General features: G+C 61.1%; 16 protein-coding genes and 1 tRNA gene. All 17 read left to right on the top strand.

Translation table 11 applies throughout. From position 1 onward, the window contains the following. Positions 1-130: 130 nt before the first annotated feature. The 17 genes from pnp to nuoL all read left to right on the top strand — a co-directional run bounded on the left by pnp (position 131) and on the right by nuoL (position 16,421). Complete coding sequence (gene pnp, locus AB7A72_RS02145; RefSeq protein ID WP_239811287.1) at positions 131-2,374, top strand: polyribonucleotide nucleotidyltransferase; 2,244 nt, start codon at positions 131-133, stop codon at positions 2,372-2,374. 99 nt (positions 2,375-2,473) lie between these two features. After that, positions 2,474-3,469, top strand: coding sequence for an NAD(P)H-quinone oxidoreductase (locus tag AB7A72_RS02140; RefSeq protein ID WP_313329942.1), 996 nt, complete (start codon positions 2,474-2,476; stop codon positions 3,467-3,469). Next, positions 3,463-4,206, top strand: coding sequence for a triose-phosphate isomerase (gene tpiA / locus AB7A72_RS02135; protein WP_256460979.1), 744 nt, complete (start codon positions 3,463-3,465; stop codon positions 4,204-4,206). The genes AB7A72_RS02140 and tpiA overlap by 7 nt, the downstream gene beginning before the upstream one ends. A gap of 45 nt (positions 4,207-4,251) precedes the next feature. Next, positions 4,252-4,743 (top strand): preprotein translocase subunit SecG, encoded by a 492-nt coding sequence (gene secG, locus AB7A72_RS02130; protein WP_312807374.1) that lies wholly within the window; start codon positions 4,252-4,254, stop codon positions 4,741-4,743. Between the two features lie 116 nt (positions 4,744-4,859). Beyond that, positions 4,860-4,944 (top strand) — tRNA-Leu (locus AB7A72_RS02125). Between the two features lie 73 nt (positions 4,945-5,017). Next, on the top strand, positions 5,018-5,377 hold the full coding sequence (locus AB7A72_RS02120; protein ID WP_021028557.1) for an NADH-quinone oxidoreductase subunit A: 360 nt from the start codon (positions 5,018-5,020) through the stop codon (positions 5,375-5,377). A 22-nt stretch (positions 5,378-5,399) separates the two neighbouring features. Then, positions 5,400-5,879, top strand: coding sequence for a NuoB/complex I 20 kDa subunit family protein (locus AB7A72_RS02115; protein ID WP_021028558.1), 480 nt, complete (start codon positions 5,400-5,402; stop codon positions 5,877-5,879). Positions 5,880-5,887: 8 nt separating this feature from the next. Beyond that, positions 5,888-6,496 (top strand): NADH-quinone oxidoreductase subunit C, encoded by a 609-nt coding sequence (locus tag AB7A72_RS02110; protein ID WP_239811289.1) that lies wholly within the window; start codon positions 5,888-5,890, stop codon positions 6,494-6,496. Positions 6,497-6,523: 27 nt separating this feature from the next. Then, the gene (locus AB7A72_RS02105; RefSeq protein WP_239811290.1) at positions 6,524-7,777 is read left to right on the top strand and encodes an NADH-quinone oxidoreductase subunit D; all 1,254 of its coding nucleotides are present in this window, start codon (positions 6,524-6,526) and stop codon (positions 7,775-7,777) included. Then, a complete protein-coding gene (gene nuoE, locus AB7A72_RS02100; RefSeq protein ID WP_230771676.1) occupies positions 7,774-8,265 on the top strand; it encodes an NADH-quinone oxidoreductase subunit NuoE in 492 nt (163 codons plus the stop codon). Before AB7A72_RS02105 ends, nuoE begins: the two co-directional genes overlap by 4 nt. Next, the gene (gene nuoF, locus AB7A72_RS02095) at positions 8,262-9,617 is read left to right on the top strand and encodes an NADH-quinone oxidoreductase subunit NuoF (protein WP_133854618.1); all 1,356 of its coding nucleotides are present in this window, start codon (positions 8,262-8,264) and stop codon (positions 9,615-9,617) included. The genes nuoE and nuoF overlap by 4 nt, the downstream gene beginning before the upstream one ends. A 14-nt stretch (positions 9,618-9,631) precedes the next feature. Then, positions 9,632-11,746 carry an NADH-quinone oxidoreductase subunit NuoG gene (gene nuoG, locus AB7A72_RS02090; protein WP_239811292.1) on the top strand — a complete coding sequence of 705 codons (2,115 nt, stop codon included), beginning with the start codon at positions 9,632-9,634 and terminating at the stop codon, positions 11,744-11,746. After that, a complete protein-coding gene (gene nuoH, locus AB7A72_RS02085; RefSeq protein ID WP_239811293.1) occupies positions 11,743-12,819 on the top strand; it encodes an NADH-quinone oxidoreductase subunit NuoH in 1,077 nt (358 codons plus the stop codon). Before nuoG ends, nuoH begins: the two co-directional genes overlap by 4 nt. Positions 12,820-12,834: 15 nt before the next feature. Continuing rightward, positions 12,835-13,347, top strand: a complete 513-nt coding sequence (gene nuoI, locus AB7A72_RS02080) for an NADH-quinone oxidoreductase subunit NuoI (protein WP_021028565.1) — start codon at positions 12,835-12,837, stop codon at positions 13,345-13,347. 35 nt (positions 13,348-13,382) lie between these two features. After that, on the top strand, positions 13,383-14,048 hold the full coding sequence (locus tag AB7A72_RS02075) for an NADH-quinone oxidoreductase subunit J (protein ID WP_239811294.1): 666 nt from the start codon (positions 13,383-13,385) through the stop codon (positions 14,046-14,048). Then, positions 14,045-14,353: an NADH-quinone oxidoreductase subunit NuoK gene (gene nuoK, locus AB7A72_RS02070; protein WP_021028567.1), complete on the top strand. Its 309-nt coding sequence runs from the start codon at positions 14,045-14,047 to the stop codon at positions 14,351-14,353. The genes AB7A72_RS02075 and nuoK overlap by 4 nt, the downstream gene beginning before the upstream one ends. A 28-nt stretch (positions 14,354-14,381) precedes the next feature. After that, positions 14,382-16,421, top strand: a complete 2,040-nt coding sequence (gene nuoL / locus AB7A72_RS02065; protein ID WP_312409876.1) for an NADH-quinone oxidoreductase subunit L — start codon at positions 14,382-14,384, stop codon at positions 16,419-16,421. The last annotated feature ends 5 nt before the right edge of the window (positions 16,422-16,426 follow it).

The following is a 16,426-nucleotide window of genomic DNA, read 5'->3' as shown; positions in this document are numbered from 1 at the left end:
AGCTGTGTCATTCCAAGGGGGCTGAACCCCGGGTTCCAGGCCTTCAGCCTCCCTGGAATGGCATCGTGTTCTGCATGCCGGCTCCTGCTGAAAACCGACAGGTTTTTGGCTGTTTAACCAGGAGCAATCTATGTCCATATTCAACAAGGTCACCAAGACTTTCCAGTGGGGCCAGCACACGGTCACCATGGAAACCGGTGAAATCGCCCGCCAGGCTTCCGGCGCGGTGCTGGTCAACATCGACGACACCGTGGTGCTGGCTACCGTGGTGGGCTCCAAGATCGCCAAGGCCGGTCAGGACTTTTTCCCGCTGACCGTTGACTACATCGAGAAGACCTACGCTGCAGGCAAGATCCCTGGCAGCTTCTTCAAGCGCGAAGCCAAGCCCAGCGAACTCGAAACCCTGACCAGCCGTCTGATCGACCGCCCGATCCGTCCGCTGTTCCCCGAAGGTTTCTACAACGACGTGCATGTGGTCATCCACACCATCTCGCTGAACCCTGAAGTGGATGCCGACATCGCTGCGATGATCGCCGTGTCCGCTGCACTGTCCATCTCGGGCATTCCTTTCAACGGCCCTATCGGTGCTGCCCGCGTGGGTTACATCAACGGCGAATACGTGCTCAACCCCGGTCAGACTCAGCGCAAGGATTCGCTGATGGATCTGGTGGTGGCAGGCACCGAAGCTGCTGTGCTGATGGTCGAATCCGAAGCCCAGCAACTGCCTGAAGAAGTGATGCTCGGCGCCGTGGTCTATGGCCACGAGCAAGGCCAGATCGCGATCAACGCCATCCACGAACTGGTGCGCGAAGCCGGCAAGCCCGCATGGGACTGGGCTGCTCCTGCCAAGGACGAAGCGCTGATCGCCAAGGTGGGCGAGCTGGGCGATGCCGCCCTGCGCGACGCTTACCAGCTGCGCAACAAGCAAGCCCGTACGCTGGCCTGCCGCCAGGCTTACGCCGCTGTGAAGGCTGGCCTGACCGAGCAAGGCGTGGCCTTTGACGGCGTCAAGGTCGACGGCATGCTGTTCGACATCGAAGCGCGCATCGTGCGCTCGCAGATTCTGGCGGGTGAGCCCCGTATCGATGGCCGCGATACCCGCACCGTGCGTCCTATCGAGATCCGCTCGTCGGTGCTGCCACGCACCCACGGCTCGGCCCTGTTCACCCGTGGTGAAACCCAGGCGCTGGTGATCTCCACCCTGGGCACCGAGCGCGATGCACAGCGTATCGACGCCCTGGCTGGCGAGTTTGAAGACCGCTTCCTGTTCCACTACAACATGCCTCCCTTTGCCACCGGCGAAGTGGGCCGCATGGGCTCGACCAAGCGCCGCGAAATCGGCCACGGCCGTCTGGCCAAGCGCGCGCTGGCCGCGTGCCTGCCGTCGAAGGAAGAGTTCCCCTACACCATCCGCGTGGTGTCGGAAATCACCGAATCGAACGGTTCCTCGTCGATGGCTTCGGTCTGCGGCGGCTGTCTGTCGATGATGGACGCCGGCGTGCCGATGAAGGCCCACGTGGCCGGTATCGCCATGGGTCTGATCAAGGAAGACAACAAGTTTGCCGTGCTGACCGACATCCTGGGTGACGAAGATCATCTGGGTGACATGGACTTCAAGGTGGCCGGTACCACCAACGGCATCACCGCGCTGCAGATGGACATCAAGATCCAGGGCATCACCAAGGAAATCATGCAAGTGGCACTGGCGCAAGCCAAGGAAGCGCGCATGCACATCCTGGGCAAGATGCAAGAAGCGATGGGCGAAGCCAAGGCGGAAGTCTCGTCGTTTGCGCCCAAGCTGTACACGATGAAGATCAACCCCGAGAAGATCCGTGATGTGATCGGCAAGGGCGGCGCCACCATCCGTGCGCTGACCGAAGAGACCGGCACCCAGATCAACATCGAGGAAGATGGCACCATCACCATCGCCGCCACCGATGGGGCCAAGGCGGACGAAGCCAAGCGCCGCATCGAAGAGATCACCGCCGAAGTCGAAATCGGCAAGATTTACGAAGGCCCGATCGTCAAGATCCTGGAATTCGGTGCACTGGTGAACCTGCTGCCCGGCAAGGACGGTCTGCTGCACATCAGCCAGATCGCCCACGAGCGCGTGGAAAAGGTGACCGACTACCTGAGCGAAGGCCAGGTCGTCAAGGTCAAGGTGCTGGAGACGGACGAAAAGGGCCGTGTCAAGCTGTCGATGAAGGCGCTGCTGGACCGTCCAGCCGGCATGCCCGAGCGTGAGCCACGCGAGTTCCGTGAGCCACGCGGCGATCGGGGTGACCGCGGCGATCGCGCGCCTCGCCAGCACCGCGAACCACGCGAGCCCCGCGTGGACGGTGCTGCCGACCAGCAGCAACAACAACAGCAATAATCTGCTGTGTGACGCACCCATGCGCCTGGCGCTGGGTGCGTTTTTCTGCTGAAAAGCGTGTGCTGATTGTGATTGGCTGAGGAAACAAGCGTGGACAAGATGCGTGCAGTCGAGATCACCGCCTTTGGTGATCCGCAGGTATTGAAGCTGGGAGAGCGCGCTGTGCCGCAGGCGGGGCAGGGCGAGTTGTGCATTCGTGTGGTTGCCAGTGGCGTGAACCGCCCCGATGTGATCCAGCGCAAGGGCCATTACGCGCCGCCGCCGGGTGCTTCGGACCTGCCCGGTCTGGAAGTGGCTGGTGTGGTGGTAGCGGGGGACGCCGTGGCGATGGCCGGGCAGGGCCTGAAGCTGGGCGACCGCGTATGCGCGCTGGTCGCTGGAGGTGGCTATGCCGAGTACTGCGTGGCCCCGGTGGCCCAGTGCCTGCCGGTGCCCGAGGGCTTGTCGGATGTCGAGGCCGCTTGCCTGCCCGAGACCTTCTTTACCGTCTGGAGCAATGTGTTTGACCGGGGTGCGTTGCAAGCCGGTGAGACCTTGTTGATCCAGGGTGGCAGCAGCGGCATTGGTGTGACGGCGATCCAGCTGGCCAAGGCCTTTGGCGCCAAGGTCATCGTGACCGCAGGTTCGGATGAAAAGTGCCAGGCTTGCCTGGCCTTGGGTGCTGACGAGGCGATCAACTACCGCAGCCAGGATTTTGTCGCCGAAGTGGCTCGCATCACCGCTGGCAAGGGTGTGGATGTGATCCTGGACATGGTGGCGGGCGACTATGTGGCCCGCGAGGTCGAGGCGCTGGCCGAGGATGGCCGTCTGGTCATCATTGCCGTGCAAGGGGGTATCAAGGCCGAGTTCAATGCCGGTCTGGTGCTGCGCCGCCGTCTGCAGATCACGGGCTCGACCCTGCGTCCGCGTCCGGTGGCCTTCAAGGCAGCGATTGCCCAGGCTTTGCAGGCCAAGGTCTGGCCGCTGCTGGCAGCGGGCAAGGTGCGTCCCATCATCCACAGCCAGTTCACGGCTGCCCACGCCAGTCAGGCCCATGCACTGATGGAATCCAACCAACATATCGGCAAGATCGTGCTGACCTGGGATCAATTGTGAAAAAACTGATTGCTGGAAACTGGAAGATGAACGGCAGCCTGGCTGCCAATGAAGCCTTGCTGGGCGAGCTGCTGCAAGGCCTGGGCCAGCCGGGCTGCGATGTGGCCGTGGCGGTGCCTGCTGTCTATGTGGGTCAGGTGCAGGCATTGCTGCAGGGCTCGGCGATCGCGCTGGCTGCGCAGGATGTGTCGGCGCACGACGCCGGGGCCTACACCGGTGAGGTGTCGGCTGCGATGCTGCGCGACTTTGGGGTGCGCTACGCACTGGTCGGCCACTCCGAGCGCCGCCAGTACCATGGCGAAACCGACGCGCTGGTGGCTACGAAGGCGCAAAAGGCGCTGGCTGCCGGCATCACGCCGATTGTCTGTGTCGGCGAGACCTTGGCGGAGCGTGAAGCCGGCCAGACCGAAGCGGTGGTCAAGCGCCAGCTCGCTGCAGTGATCCATGCGGTCGGCGCCTGCGTGACGGAAATCGTCGTGGCCTATGAGCCTGTGTGGGCGATTGGTACGGGCAAGACGGCCAGCCCCGAGCAGGCGCAATCGGTACATGCTGTATTGCGCGCGCAACTGGCGGCAGCCAGTACGCAGGCGGCGAAGGTGCCGGTGCTGTATGGTGGCAGCATGAATGCGGGCAACGCCGAGCAGCTGCTGGCCCAGCCCGATATTGATGGTGGACTGATCGGTGGCGCTTCCTTGAAGGCCCAGGATTTTCTGAAAATTATTGCTGCAGCTGCTTGATAGACAAGCGGCTGCTGGCGACGACCAAGTTTGATAAAAGGGTAGATGATGGTAACGATTCTGTTGACGATTCAAATGCTGGCAGCACTGGTCATGATTGGCCTGGTGCTGGTGCAGCATGGCAAGGGTGCCGATGCGGGCGCTGCCTTTGGCAGCGGCAGCAGCGCTGGCAGCCTGTTCGGTGCTTCCGGTAGCGCCAACTTCCTCTCGCGCAGCACTGGCGTGCTGGCGGCGGTGTTCTTTGTCACGACCCTGGGTCTGGCCTATCTGGGCAATGCCCGCCCGACTTCGGCCGGTAGCGTGCTCGAAGGCCCTGCTGCGGCGATCCCGCAGTCGAGTGCCCCGGTGGACGCGACCATTCCTCCTGCTTCGACGCCTGCACCGGCTGCCGCCCCTGCCGCTCCCGCCGCTGGCGCTGATGCCTCGGTGCCTGCCGCAGGTGCTGCTGCGCCTGCTGCCGCTCCCGCTGCCGATGCGTCCGTGCCTGCAGCGGCTCCCGCCGCCCCTGCTGAGCCAGCGCAGCCTGCTGGCAAATAACTCAACTATTTGAAAGGAATCCCTGGAGGCAGGGTTTTTCCAGAGTAGAATCTGAGTCTGTCTGGTGAGCAGATTGCAAGTAAAAGCAATCGGTGCTTGCCAGATAAGTCAAATCAGCCGTCGTGGTGAAATTGGTAGACACGCTATCTTGAGGGGGTAGTGGCGAAAGCTGTGCGAGTTCGAGTCTCGCCGACGGCACCAACACAATAAAAGGCCTGCCTGGGTCGCGTCTTGTGCTTACCTGGGTTGGCTCCTGCGGTGAGTAGACATCAAGATGAGCCTCGAACAATACCTCCCGGTCCTTTTGTTTATCCTGGTGGGGGCAGGCGTTGGCCTTGGCCCACTGGTCATAGGCTACATCCTCGGACCCAATCGCCCGAACGCGGCGAAAAACTCCCCTTACGAATGCGGCTTTGAGGCCTTTGAAGACGCGCGCATGAAGTTCGACGTGCGCTACTACCTCGTCGCCATTCTTTTCATTCTCTTCGACTTGGAAATTGCGTTCCTCTTCCCATGGGCGGTTTCGCTGCATGAAGTGGGAATGCCTGGTTTTATCGCGGTTCTCGTGTTCTTGGCCATTCTGGTGGTGGGTTTCGCCTATGAATGGAAAAAGGGCGCGCTGACCTGGGAATAACCGGAAATCAAAAAGGTACACGATGATTGAAGGTGTGTTGGAGAAAGGCTTTGTCACCACGAGCTACGACTCGGTGGTGAACTGGGCCAAGACCGGGTCGATCTGGCCCATGACTTTTGGTTTGGCATGCTGCGCCGTCGAGATGATGCACGCAGCCGCTGCGCGTTATGACATCGGCCGTTTCGGCGCCGAAGTCTTTCGTGCCAGCCCGCGCCAGGCTGACTTGATGATTGTGGCCGGTACCCTGTGCAACAAAATGGCCCCGGCCATGCGCAAGGTGTATGACCAGATGGCTGAGCCGCGTTGGGTGATCTCGATGGGATCCTGCGCCAACGGTGGTGGTTACTACCACTACAGCTATTCGGTGGTGCGCGGCTGCGACCGCATCGTGCCGGTGGACGTGTATGTGCCAGGCTGCCCGCCCACGGCAGAAGCACTGATCTACGGCATCATCCAGCTGCAGCAGAAAATCCGCCGCACCCACACGATCGCGCGCGCCTAGGAGTTGGAATGAGTGTAGAACTGATACAGCCTAGCGTGCTGCAAGAGACGATCGCCCGCGTGCTGGGCGACAAGGCGCGCTCGGTAACCCTGGCGCTGGGTGAAGTGACCGTTGAAGTCTCGGCCTCGAACTACCTGCAGGCCATGCAGCTGCTGCGCGATGCGCCCGAATGCAAGTTCGAGATGCTGATGGACCTGTGCGGCGTGGATTACTCCGCATACAAGGACGTGGGCACCGATGGCCCACGTTTTGCCGTGGTCTCCCACTTGTTGTCGATCAGCCTGAACCAGCGCGTGCGCGTGCGCGTGTTCTGCCAGGACGATGATTTCCCGGTGCTCGACACCCTCAGCCAGCTGTGGGCCTCGGCCAACTGGTTGGAGCGTGAAGCATTTGACCTGTTCGGCATCGTCTTTGAAGGCCATGACGACCTGCGCCGCATTCTGACCGACTATGGCTTTATCGGTCACCCCTTCCGCAAGGATTTCCCGCTGACGGGCCATGTGGAAATGCGCTACGACGCCGAGCAGGCACGCGTGATCTATGAGCCCGTGACGATCGAGCCGCGCGAGATCACGCCCCGCATTATTCGTGAAGACCATTACGGAGGCCTGCACTGAGGCGCTCTGACCTCACGATGAAGAACCATGGCTGAAATCAAAAACTACACACTCAACTTCGGTCCCCAGCATCCTGCAGCACACGGCGTGCTGCGTTTGGTGCTGGAGCTCGATGGCGAAGTGGTGCAACGTGCAGACCCGCATATCGGCCTGCTGCACCGCGCCACCGAGAAGCTGGCGGAGAGCAAGACCTTCATCCAGTCGCTGCCCTATATGGATCGGCTGGACTACTGCTCGATGATGAGCAACGAGCACGCCTACTGCCTGGCTATCGAAAAGCTGCTGGGCCTGGAAGTGCCGATCCGCGCGCAATACATCCGCGTGATGTATTCCGAGATCACCCGCATCATGAACCACCTGATGTGGCTGGGCTCGTCGGGCAATGACGGCGGCAGCTCGACCATTCTGATCTACAGCTTCCGCGAGCGTGAAGACCTGATGGACATGTACGAAGCCGTCTCCGGCGCGCGCATGCACGCGGCGTACTTCCGTCCTGGCGGCGTGTACCGCGACCTGCCCGAAACCATGCCGCAGTACAAGGCCAGCAAGGTGCGCAATGCCAAGGCCATCGAGCAGATGAACCGCAACCGCCAAGGTTCGCTCATCGACTTCATCGATGACTTCACCGCGCGCTTTCCCAAGTGCGTGGACGAATACGAAACCCTGCTGACGGACAACCGCATCTGGAAGCAGCGCAACGTGGGTATCGGCGTGGTCGATATCGACCGTGCGATGAACCTGGGCCTGACGGGCCCGATGCTGCGCGGCTCGGGTCTGGCCTGGGACATGCGCAAGTCGCAGCCCTACGAAGTCTATGACCGCATGGATTTCGACATTCCCGTGGGCAAGACCGGCGATTGCTATGACCGCTACCTGGTGCGCATTGCCGAGATGCGCCAGTCCAACCGCATCATCAAGCAATGCGTGGACTGGCTGCGTGCCAACCCCGGTCCGGTCATCACCGACAACCACAAGGTGGCGCCTCCCGATCGCGAAGCCATGAAGTCCAACATGGAAGAGCTGATCCACCACTTCAAGCTGTTCACCGAAGGCTTCAAAGTGCCCGAGGGCGAGGCTTACGCATCGGTGGAGCACCCCAAGGGCGAGTTCGGCATCTACCTGATCAGCGATGGTGCCAACAAGCCGTACCGCCTGAAGATTCGTCCACCAGGTTTTGTGCATCTCTCGGCGCTCGATGAAATGAGCCGTGGCCACATGCTGGCCGATGCCGTGATGGTGCTGAGCACCTTGGACATCGTGTTTGGAGACGTTGACCGATGATTACCGAAGCAACAAAAGCACGCTTTGCCCGCGAAGTTGCCAAGTATCCGGCAGAGCAGAAGCAGTCGGCCGTGATGGCTTGCCTGTCTATCGTGCAGCAGGAGCAGGGCTGGGTGAGCCAGGAGAGCGAGGCGGTGATAGCCGAGTACCTGGAGATGCCCGAGATCGCCGTGCATGAAGTGACCACCTTCTACAACATGTACAACCAGCATCCGGTGGGCAAGTACAAGTTGAGCGTGTGCACCAACCTGCCTTGCCAGCTGCGCCGTGGCCGCGAGGCGCTCAAGCACCTGGAAGACAAGCTGGGCATCAAGATGGGTGATACCACCGCCGATGGCGTGTTCACCATCGAGCAATCGGAATGCCTGGGTGCCTGCGCCGATGCACCTGTGCTGCTGGTCAATGACCGCCACATGTGCAGCTTCATGGACAACGAAAAGCTGGACCAGCTGGTGACCGGCTTGCGCGCAGCGGAGGACACCAAGTGACTACAGCCGCTCAAATTCTGTCGCAGTTCCAGGCCACCGGCGTGGAAACCTGCTTCCACGACCGCCACATCGAGCCCCAGATCTATGCAGGTCTGGACGGCACGAACTGGTCGATCAAGGACTACGAGGCTCGCGGTGGCTACCAGGCCCTGCGCAAGCTGCTGGGCAAGGACGGTGGCGAGGGTCTGACCCAGGACCAGGTCATTGCCACGATGAAGGAATCGGGCCTGCGCGGCCGTGGCGGCGCCGGCTTCCCCACCGGTCTGAAGTGGAGCTTCATGCCCCGCAACTTCCCCGGCCAAAAGCACCTGGTGTGCAATTCGGACGAGGGCGAGCCTGGCACCTGCAAGGACCGCGACATCCTGATGTTCAACCCGCACATCGTGATCGAAGGCATGGCCATCGCCGCGTATGCGATGGGCATCTCGCTGGGTTACAACTACATCCACGGCGAAATCTTCCAGGTCTACGAACGCTTCGAGGCAGCGCTGGAAGAGGCGCGTGCTGCGGGCTATCTGGGTGACAACATCATGGGCAGCAACTTCAGCTTCGAGCTGCATGCCCACCATGGTTTTGGCGCCTACATCTGCGGCGAGGAAACCGCCTTGCTCGAATCGCTCGAAGGCAAGAAGGGCCAGCCCCGCTTCAAGCCGCCATTCCCGGCCAGCTTTGGTCTGTATGGCAAGCCCACGACGATCAACAACACCGAAACCTTTGCGGCCGTTCCCTGGATCATCCGCAACGGTGGCCAGGCGTATCTGGAATGCGGCAAGCCCAACAACGGCGGCACCAAGATCTTCTCGGTCAGCGGTGACGTGAACAAGCCCGGCAACTACGAAGTGCCGATGGGTACGCCGTTCTCCACGTTGCTGGAGCTGGCGGGCGGTGTGCGCACCGGCCGCAAGCTCAAGGCCGTGATCCCTGGCGGATCGTCGGCCCCTGTGCTGCCTGCCGACATCATGATGGCCTGCACGATGGACTATGACTCCATCTCCAAGGCCGGCTCGATGCTCGGCTCGGGTGCCGTCATCGTGATGGACGACTCGCGCGACATGGTCGAGAGCCTGCTGCGCCTGTCCTACTTCTACCAGCACGAGTCCTGCGGACAGTGCACCCCTTGCCGCGAAGGCACGGGCTGGCTGTGGCGCATGGTTGACCGCATCCAGCACGGCCATGGCCGCGCCGAGGATCTGGACAAGCTGGACTCGGTAGCCGGCAACATCATGGGGCGCACGATTTGCGCATTGGGCGATGCGGCAGCGATGCCGGTGCGCGCGATGATCAAGCATTTCCGCCATGAATTCGAAGCAAAGATCAACGCTGCTGAAAAGCAGACCGCTGCTTCTTCCTGATCGCGAGTGAGCATATGGTTGAAATTGAAATAGACGGTCAGAAGGTCGAGGTCGCGGAAGGCAGCATGGTCATGCACGCGGCCGATGCGGCGGGCAAGTACATCCCTCACTTCTGCTACCACAAGAAACTGTCGATCGCGGCGAACTGCCGTATGTGCCTGGTGGATGTCGAGAAGGCGCCCAAGGCGATGCCCGCCTGCGCCACGCCGGTGACCCAAGGCATGATTGTGCGCACCACCTCGGACAAGGCGGTCAAGGCCCAGCAATCGGTGATGGAGTTCTTGCTCATCAACCACCCGCTGGATTGCCCGATCTGCGACCAGGGCGGTGAATGCCAGTTGCAGGACTTGGCTGTGGGCTACGGTGCCAGCAGCTCGCGCTACGAAGAAGAAAAGCGCGTGGTCTTCCACAAAAACGTGGGCCCGCTGATCTCGATGGAAGAGATGAGCCGTTGCATCCACTGCACCCGTTGCGTGCGCTTCGGTCAAGAAGTCTCGGGCATCATGGAGCTGGGCATGGTCAACCGCGGCGAGCACGCCGAAATCACCACGGTCGTGGGCGATACGGTGGACTCGGAACTGTCGGGCAACATGATCGACATCTGCCCCGTGGGCGCATTGACGAGCAAGCCTTTCCGCTACAGCGCCCGCACCTGGGAGCTGTCGCGCCGCAAGTCGGTCTCGCCGCATGACTCCACCGGTGCCAACTTGATCGTTCAGGTCAAGAACAACAAGGTGATGCGCGTTGTGCCTTTCGAGAACGAGGCTGTCAACGAATGCTGGATTGCCGACCGCGACCGCTTCTCCTACGAAGCGCTCAACGGCGAAGAGCGCCTGACCGCGCCGATGATCAAGCAAGGCGGCCAGTGGCTCGAAGTGAGCTGGCAAGCTGCGCTGGAATACGTGGCCAATGGCATCAAGAGCGTGCAACGCGACCACGGCGCCAGCGCCGTCGGTGCGCTGGTCAGCCCGCACAGCACCCTTGAGGAGCTGTTCCTGGCGGGCGAACTGGTGCGCTCGCTGGGCAGCCAGAACGTGGACTACCGCCTGCGCAATGCCGATTTTGCCAAGGCAGAAGGTGTGCGCTGGCTGGGCCGCTCGATCGCCTCGCTGTCGGACCTGAACACCGCTTTGATCGTCGGCTCGAACGTGCGCAAGGAGCATCCGCTGTTTGCCCAGCGTATCCGCCAGGCCGCCCGCAAGGGCGCGGTGGTGACGGCCATCCAGTCCAAGGCTTTTGATCTGGCGATTCCGCTGGCCCACCAGCTGATCGCACCTGCTGCGCAGTGGGCCTATACGCTGTCCTCCGTGGCAGCGGCCATCGCCCAGTCCAAGGGTGTGGAAGCGCCCAACAATGCCGGTACGGTGACGCCTGAGTCCATCGAGATTGCCCGCGCGCTGCAAAACGGCGAGCAAAAGGCCATCCTGCTGGGCAATGCCGTGGCGCACCATGCACAAGCGAGCACCTTGCTGTCGATCGCCAACTGGATTGGCGCGCAGACCGGTGCGACCGTGGGCTTCCTGACCGAAGCGGCCAACACCGTGGGCGCGCAATGGGTGGGCGCTGTGCCCCAGGCCCATGGCATGCACGCTGGCGAGATGCTCGCCGGTGGCGTCAAGGCTGCCATCTTGCTCAACTGCGAACCCGCATTCGACACGGCCGCTGGCAGCCAGGCGCTGCAAGGCTGCGAGATGGTGGTGAGCCTGAGCCCGTTCAAGGCCAACATGGACATCGCCGATGTGCTGCTGCCGATCGCGCCGTTCACCGAGACCTCGGGCTCGTTCGTGAATGCCGAAGGCCGTGTGCAGAGCTTCCACGCCGTGGTCAAGCCACTGGGCGATACCCGTCCGGGCTGGAAGGTGCTGCGCGTGCTGGGCAACCTGCTGGATGTGCCAGGCATGGCCTTTGACTCCTCGCAGGATGTGCTGGCCGTGGCCACGGGCTCGCAAGGCCAGGTGCCTGCCGAGCTGCTGTCCAACAGCACCAAGACCAACATGGCTGTGTCGGCGCCTGCAAGCCAGGAGCCGGTGGTGGCCAGCATCTACCAACTCGATGGCATCGTGCGTCGCGCGCCTTCGTTGCAAATGACGGCGGATGCCCGCCAATCCTCGGAGGTGGTTGCAGCATGATCGACGCAATCTACAACGGCGGTCTGACCCTGATCGCAGCCGACTGGTGGGCGACCCTGGTCTGGCCGGTGATCTGGAACCTGATCAAGATCCTGTGCATCGTTCTGCCTCTGATGGGCGCGGTGGCTTACCTGACCCTGTGGGAGCGCAAGCTCCTGGGCTTCATGCAAGTGCGTTACGGCCCCAACCGGGTCGGCCCCTTCGGTCTGCTACAGCCTCTGGCCGACGGCCTCAAGCTGATGACCAAGGAAATCATCACGCCGACGGCGGCGAGCTCGGGCCTCTACCGCCTGGGCCCGATCATGGCCATCATGCCTGCGCTGGCAGCCTGGGTGGTCATCCCCTTCGGCCCCGATGTGGCGCTGGCAAACGTGAACGTCGGCCTGCTGCTGGTGATGGCCATCACGTCGATCGAAGTCTATGGTGTGATCATCGCCGGCTGGGCATCGAACTCCAAGTACGCCTTCCTGGGCGCGCTGCGCGCATCGGCCCAGATGGTGAGCTATGAAATCGCGATGGGCTTCTGCTTCCTGGTGGTGATCATGGTCACCGGCAGCATGAACCTGACCGAGATCGTGCTGGCCCAGGGCAAGGGCATGATGGCATCGTCGGGTGCCAGCATCCTGTCGTGGAACTGGTTGCCACTGCTGCCGATGTTCATCGTCTACCTGATCTCGGCCGTGGCTGAGACCAACCGCCACCCCTTCGACGTCGTCGAAGGCGAAGCGGAAATCGTGGCCGGTCACATGGTGGAATATTCGGGCATGGGCTTTGCCGTGTTCTTCCTGGCGGAGTACGCGAGCATGTGGCTGGTGTCCATCCTGGCCGTGATCATGTTCATGGGCGGCTGGTTGCCACCATTCGATTTCCTGTCCTTCATTCCGGGCTGGATCTGGCTGGCAGCCAAGACCTTCCTGGTGGTGTCGATGTTCATCTGGATTCGCGCTACTTTCCCACGTTTCCGCTATGACCAGATCATGCGTCTGGGCTGGAAGATCTTCATCCCCGTGACTCTGGTGTACCTGGTCTTTGTCGGCGGCTGGCTGCTGTCGCCATGGAACATCTGGAAATAAGCGGAGGAATACAACATGACTACTGCAGTTTCTCCCCGCTCTTTCTCGGTGAAGGATTTCTTCAAGAGCTTCATGCTCTGGGAATTGATGAAGGGCATGGCCCTGACCGGCCGCTACACGTTTGCGCGCAAGATCACGGTCCAGTTCCCCGAAGAGAAGACGCCGCTGTCGCCGCGTTTCCGTGGCCTGCACGCGCTGCGCCGCTACGAAAACGGTGAAGAGCGTTGCATCGCCTGCAAGCTGTGCGAAGCCGTCTGCCCTGCCATGGCGATCACGATCGAGTCGGATGTGCGTGATGACGGCTCGCGCCGCACCACCCGTTACGACATCGATCTGACCAAGTGCATTTTCTGTGGCTTCTGTGAAGAAAGCTGCCCGGTTGATTCCATCGTGGAAACCCAGATTCTGGAATACCACGGGGAAAAGCGCGGCGACCTGTACTTCACCAAGGAAATGCTGCTGGCCGTGGGCGACCGTTACGAACCTGAAATTGCTGCAGCCAAGGCTGCGGACGCAAAGTACCGCTAACGCGGCACTTGGAGACTGATCGAAAAGAGCCCCACATGGATGTCACAACTGGTTTTTTCTATCTGTTCTCGGTAGTGCTGCTGTATGCGGCATTCCGAGTGGTTACTGCTCCAAATCCGGTGCACGCTGTGCTGCACCTGATGTTGGCGTTCTCTCAGGCAGCCGGTATCTGGTTGCTGCTCAAGGCTGAGTTCCTGGCCATCGTGCTGGTGATGGTCTACCTGGGCGCCGTGATGGTGCTGTTCCTCTTCGTGGTGATGATGCTGGATATCCGCATCGACCAGCTGCGCAAGAGCTTCTGGAAGAACTTCCCGCTCGCTGCGGTGATTTTTGCCATCGTTGCATTCGAGATGGGTGTCGTGCTGATCGGCGGCTTCAGCGCCATCGATGCGCCCAAGGCCATCCCGGCGGTGGTGGATGCGGCCGGTAAGGTAGTGCCCTACAGCAACGTCAAGGCGCTGGGCACCATGCTCTACACCGAGTATCTGTTCCCTGTGCAAGTGGCTGCGGTCATCTTGCTGGTGGCGATGATTGCCGCGATTGCCCTGACCCTGCGCCAGCGCAAGGATTCCAAGGCCATCGATGCATCCCTGCAAGTGCGCGTGCGTGCTTCGGATCGCCTGCAATTGGTCAAAGTCGAGGCCAGCAAGCCCCCCGCACCTGTGGTGCCACCGGCTGCTGCTGAGGAGAAGAAGGTATGACGCTCACTCTGGGTCATTTTCTGACGTTGGGCGCGATGCTGTTCGCCCTGTCCGTGGTCGGGATCTTCTTGAACCGCCGCAATCTGATTGTGCTGCTGATGGCCATCGAGTTGATGCTGCTGGCAGTGAACACGAACTTTGTCGCGTTCTCCCATTACCTGGGAGACATGCACGGCCAGATTTTCGTGTTCTTCATCCTGACCGTCGCTGCGGCAGAGTCGGCCATTGGTCTGGCAATCCTGGTGTTGCTGTTCCGTAACAAGTCCACCATCGATGCGGAAGATCTCAACTCCCTGAAGGGTTGAGGGACCAATACTTGCAAGGTTAAGAAGAATGAGTCAAACCCTTTCTGCTTCAACACTGTTGGCGGTGCCTCTGGCGCCCCTGGCAGGATCTTTGCTGGCAGGCATTTTCGGTACCGCCCTGGGCGGCAACCGCATCGGCCGCGTTGGCAGCCGCACGCTCACCATCCTGGGTGTGTTCATTGCCTTCGTCATCTCTGCGATGACGTTCCAGAGCGTGGTGTTTGAAGGCGCGACCTTCAACCAGACGCTCTACACCTGGATGACCGTCGGGTCGCTGAAGATGGAGATCGGTTTCATGATCGACTCCATCACCGCGATGATGATGTGCGTGGTGACCTTCGTGTCGCTGATGGTGCACATCTACACCATCGGCTACATGGCGGAAGACGACGGCTATGACCGTTTCTTCTCGTACATCTCGCTGTTCACCTTCTCGATGCTGATGCTGGTGATGAGCAACAACCTGCTGCAGCTGTTCTTCGGCTGGGAAGCGGTGGGCCTGGTGTCGTACCTGCTGATCGGTTTCTACTTCAAGAAGGAAACCGCGATCTTCGCCAACATGAAGGCCTTCGTGGTCAACCGTGTCGGTGACTTCGGCTTCATCCTGGGTATCGGCCTGATCGCCGCCTACACCGGCACCTTGAACTACACCGAAATCTTCGCCAAGACCCAGGAGCTGAGCGGCATGACCCTGCCAGGCTCGACCTGGTCGCTGATGACGGTGATCTGCATCTGCCTGTTCATCGGTGCGATGGGCAAGTCGGCCCAGTTCCCGCTGCACGCCTGGCTGCCCGATTCGATGGAAGGTCCTACCCCCATCTCGGCACTGATCCACGCGGCTACCATGGTGACCGCCGGTATCTTCATGGTTTCACGCATGTCGCCGCTCTATGAGCTGTCCGACGCAGCGCTGAACTTCATCCTCGTGATTGGCTCGATCACCGCGCTGTTCATGGGTATCCTGGGCATCATCCAGAACGACATCAAGCGCGTGATCGCGTACTCCACGTTGTCGCAGCTCGGTTACATGACCATCGCGCTGGGCGTGTCGGCCTACTCGGTGTCGGTGTTCCACCTGATGACGCACGCGTTCTTCAAGGCGCTGCTGTTCCTCGGCGCGGGCTCGGTCATCATGGGCATGCACCACAACCAGGACATCCGCTGGATGGGTGGCGTGCGCAAGTACATGCCCATCACCTGGATCACCTTCCTGTTGGGCAACCTGGCGCTGATCGGTACGCCGTTCTTCTCGGGCTTCTACTCGAAGGATGCGATCATCGAAGCGGTGCATGCCTCGAACCTGCCTGCCGCCGGCTTTGCCAACTTTGCCGTGCTGGCGGGTGTGTTCATCACCGCGTTCTACTCGTTCCGCCTGTACTTCATCGTGTTCCACGGTAAAGAGCGCTACGACCAGAACCCCGATGCCCACCACGACGACCACCATGCTCACGACGACCACCACGGCCATGGCCACGATGCCAAGCCGCATGAGTCGCCATGGGTGGTGACCCTGCCGCTAGTGCTGCTGGCCATTCCTTCGGTGGTGATCGGTGCGATTGCGCTGATGCCGATGCTGTTCGGTGACTTCTTCAAGGGCGTCATCTATGTCGATGGCAGCAAGCACGGCGCAATGGCCGAGCTGGCCGAGAAGATCCACGGCTGGATTCCGATGGCACTGCACGGCTTCACCGCTGCGCCGTTCTGGCTGGCCCTGGCCGGTGTGGTGACCTCCTACGTGTTCTACATGCTCAAGCCCGAAATTCCTGCTGCGATCAAGCGTGTCAGTGAAAAGGTCGGCCTGTACCAGGTGCTGGAGGGCAAGTACGGTGTGGACTGGGTCTATGAAAACATCTTCGCCCGCGGCTCGCGCGTGCTGGGCAGCCTGTTCTGGAAGGTGGGCGACCAAGGCCTGATCGACGGTCTGATCGTCAATGGTTCCTGGAAGGTGGTTGGCCGCATCTCCGCGCTGGTGCGCTGGCTGCAGACGGGTTATGTGTACCACTACGCATTGGTCATGATTCTGGGTATCTTCCTGGCCATGACGTACTTCGTGCTGCTCAACAAGTAAGGAAG

This window comes from Comamonas sediminis (assembly GCF_041107495.1).
GTDB lineage: Bacteria > Pseudomonadota > Gammaproteobacteria > Burkholderiales > Burkholderiaceae_C > Comamonas > Comamonas sediminis.
Note: the sequence above shows the minus strand (reverse complement) of the source record. Positions and strands in the feature narration are given on the sequence as shown.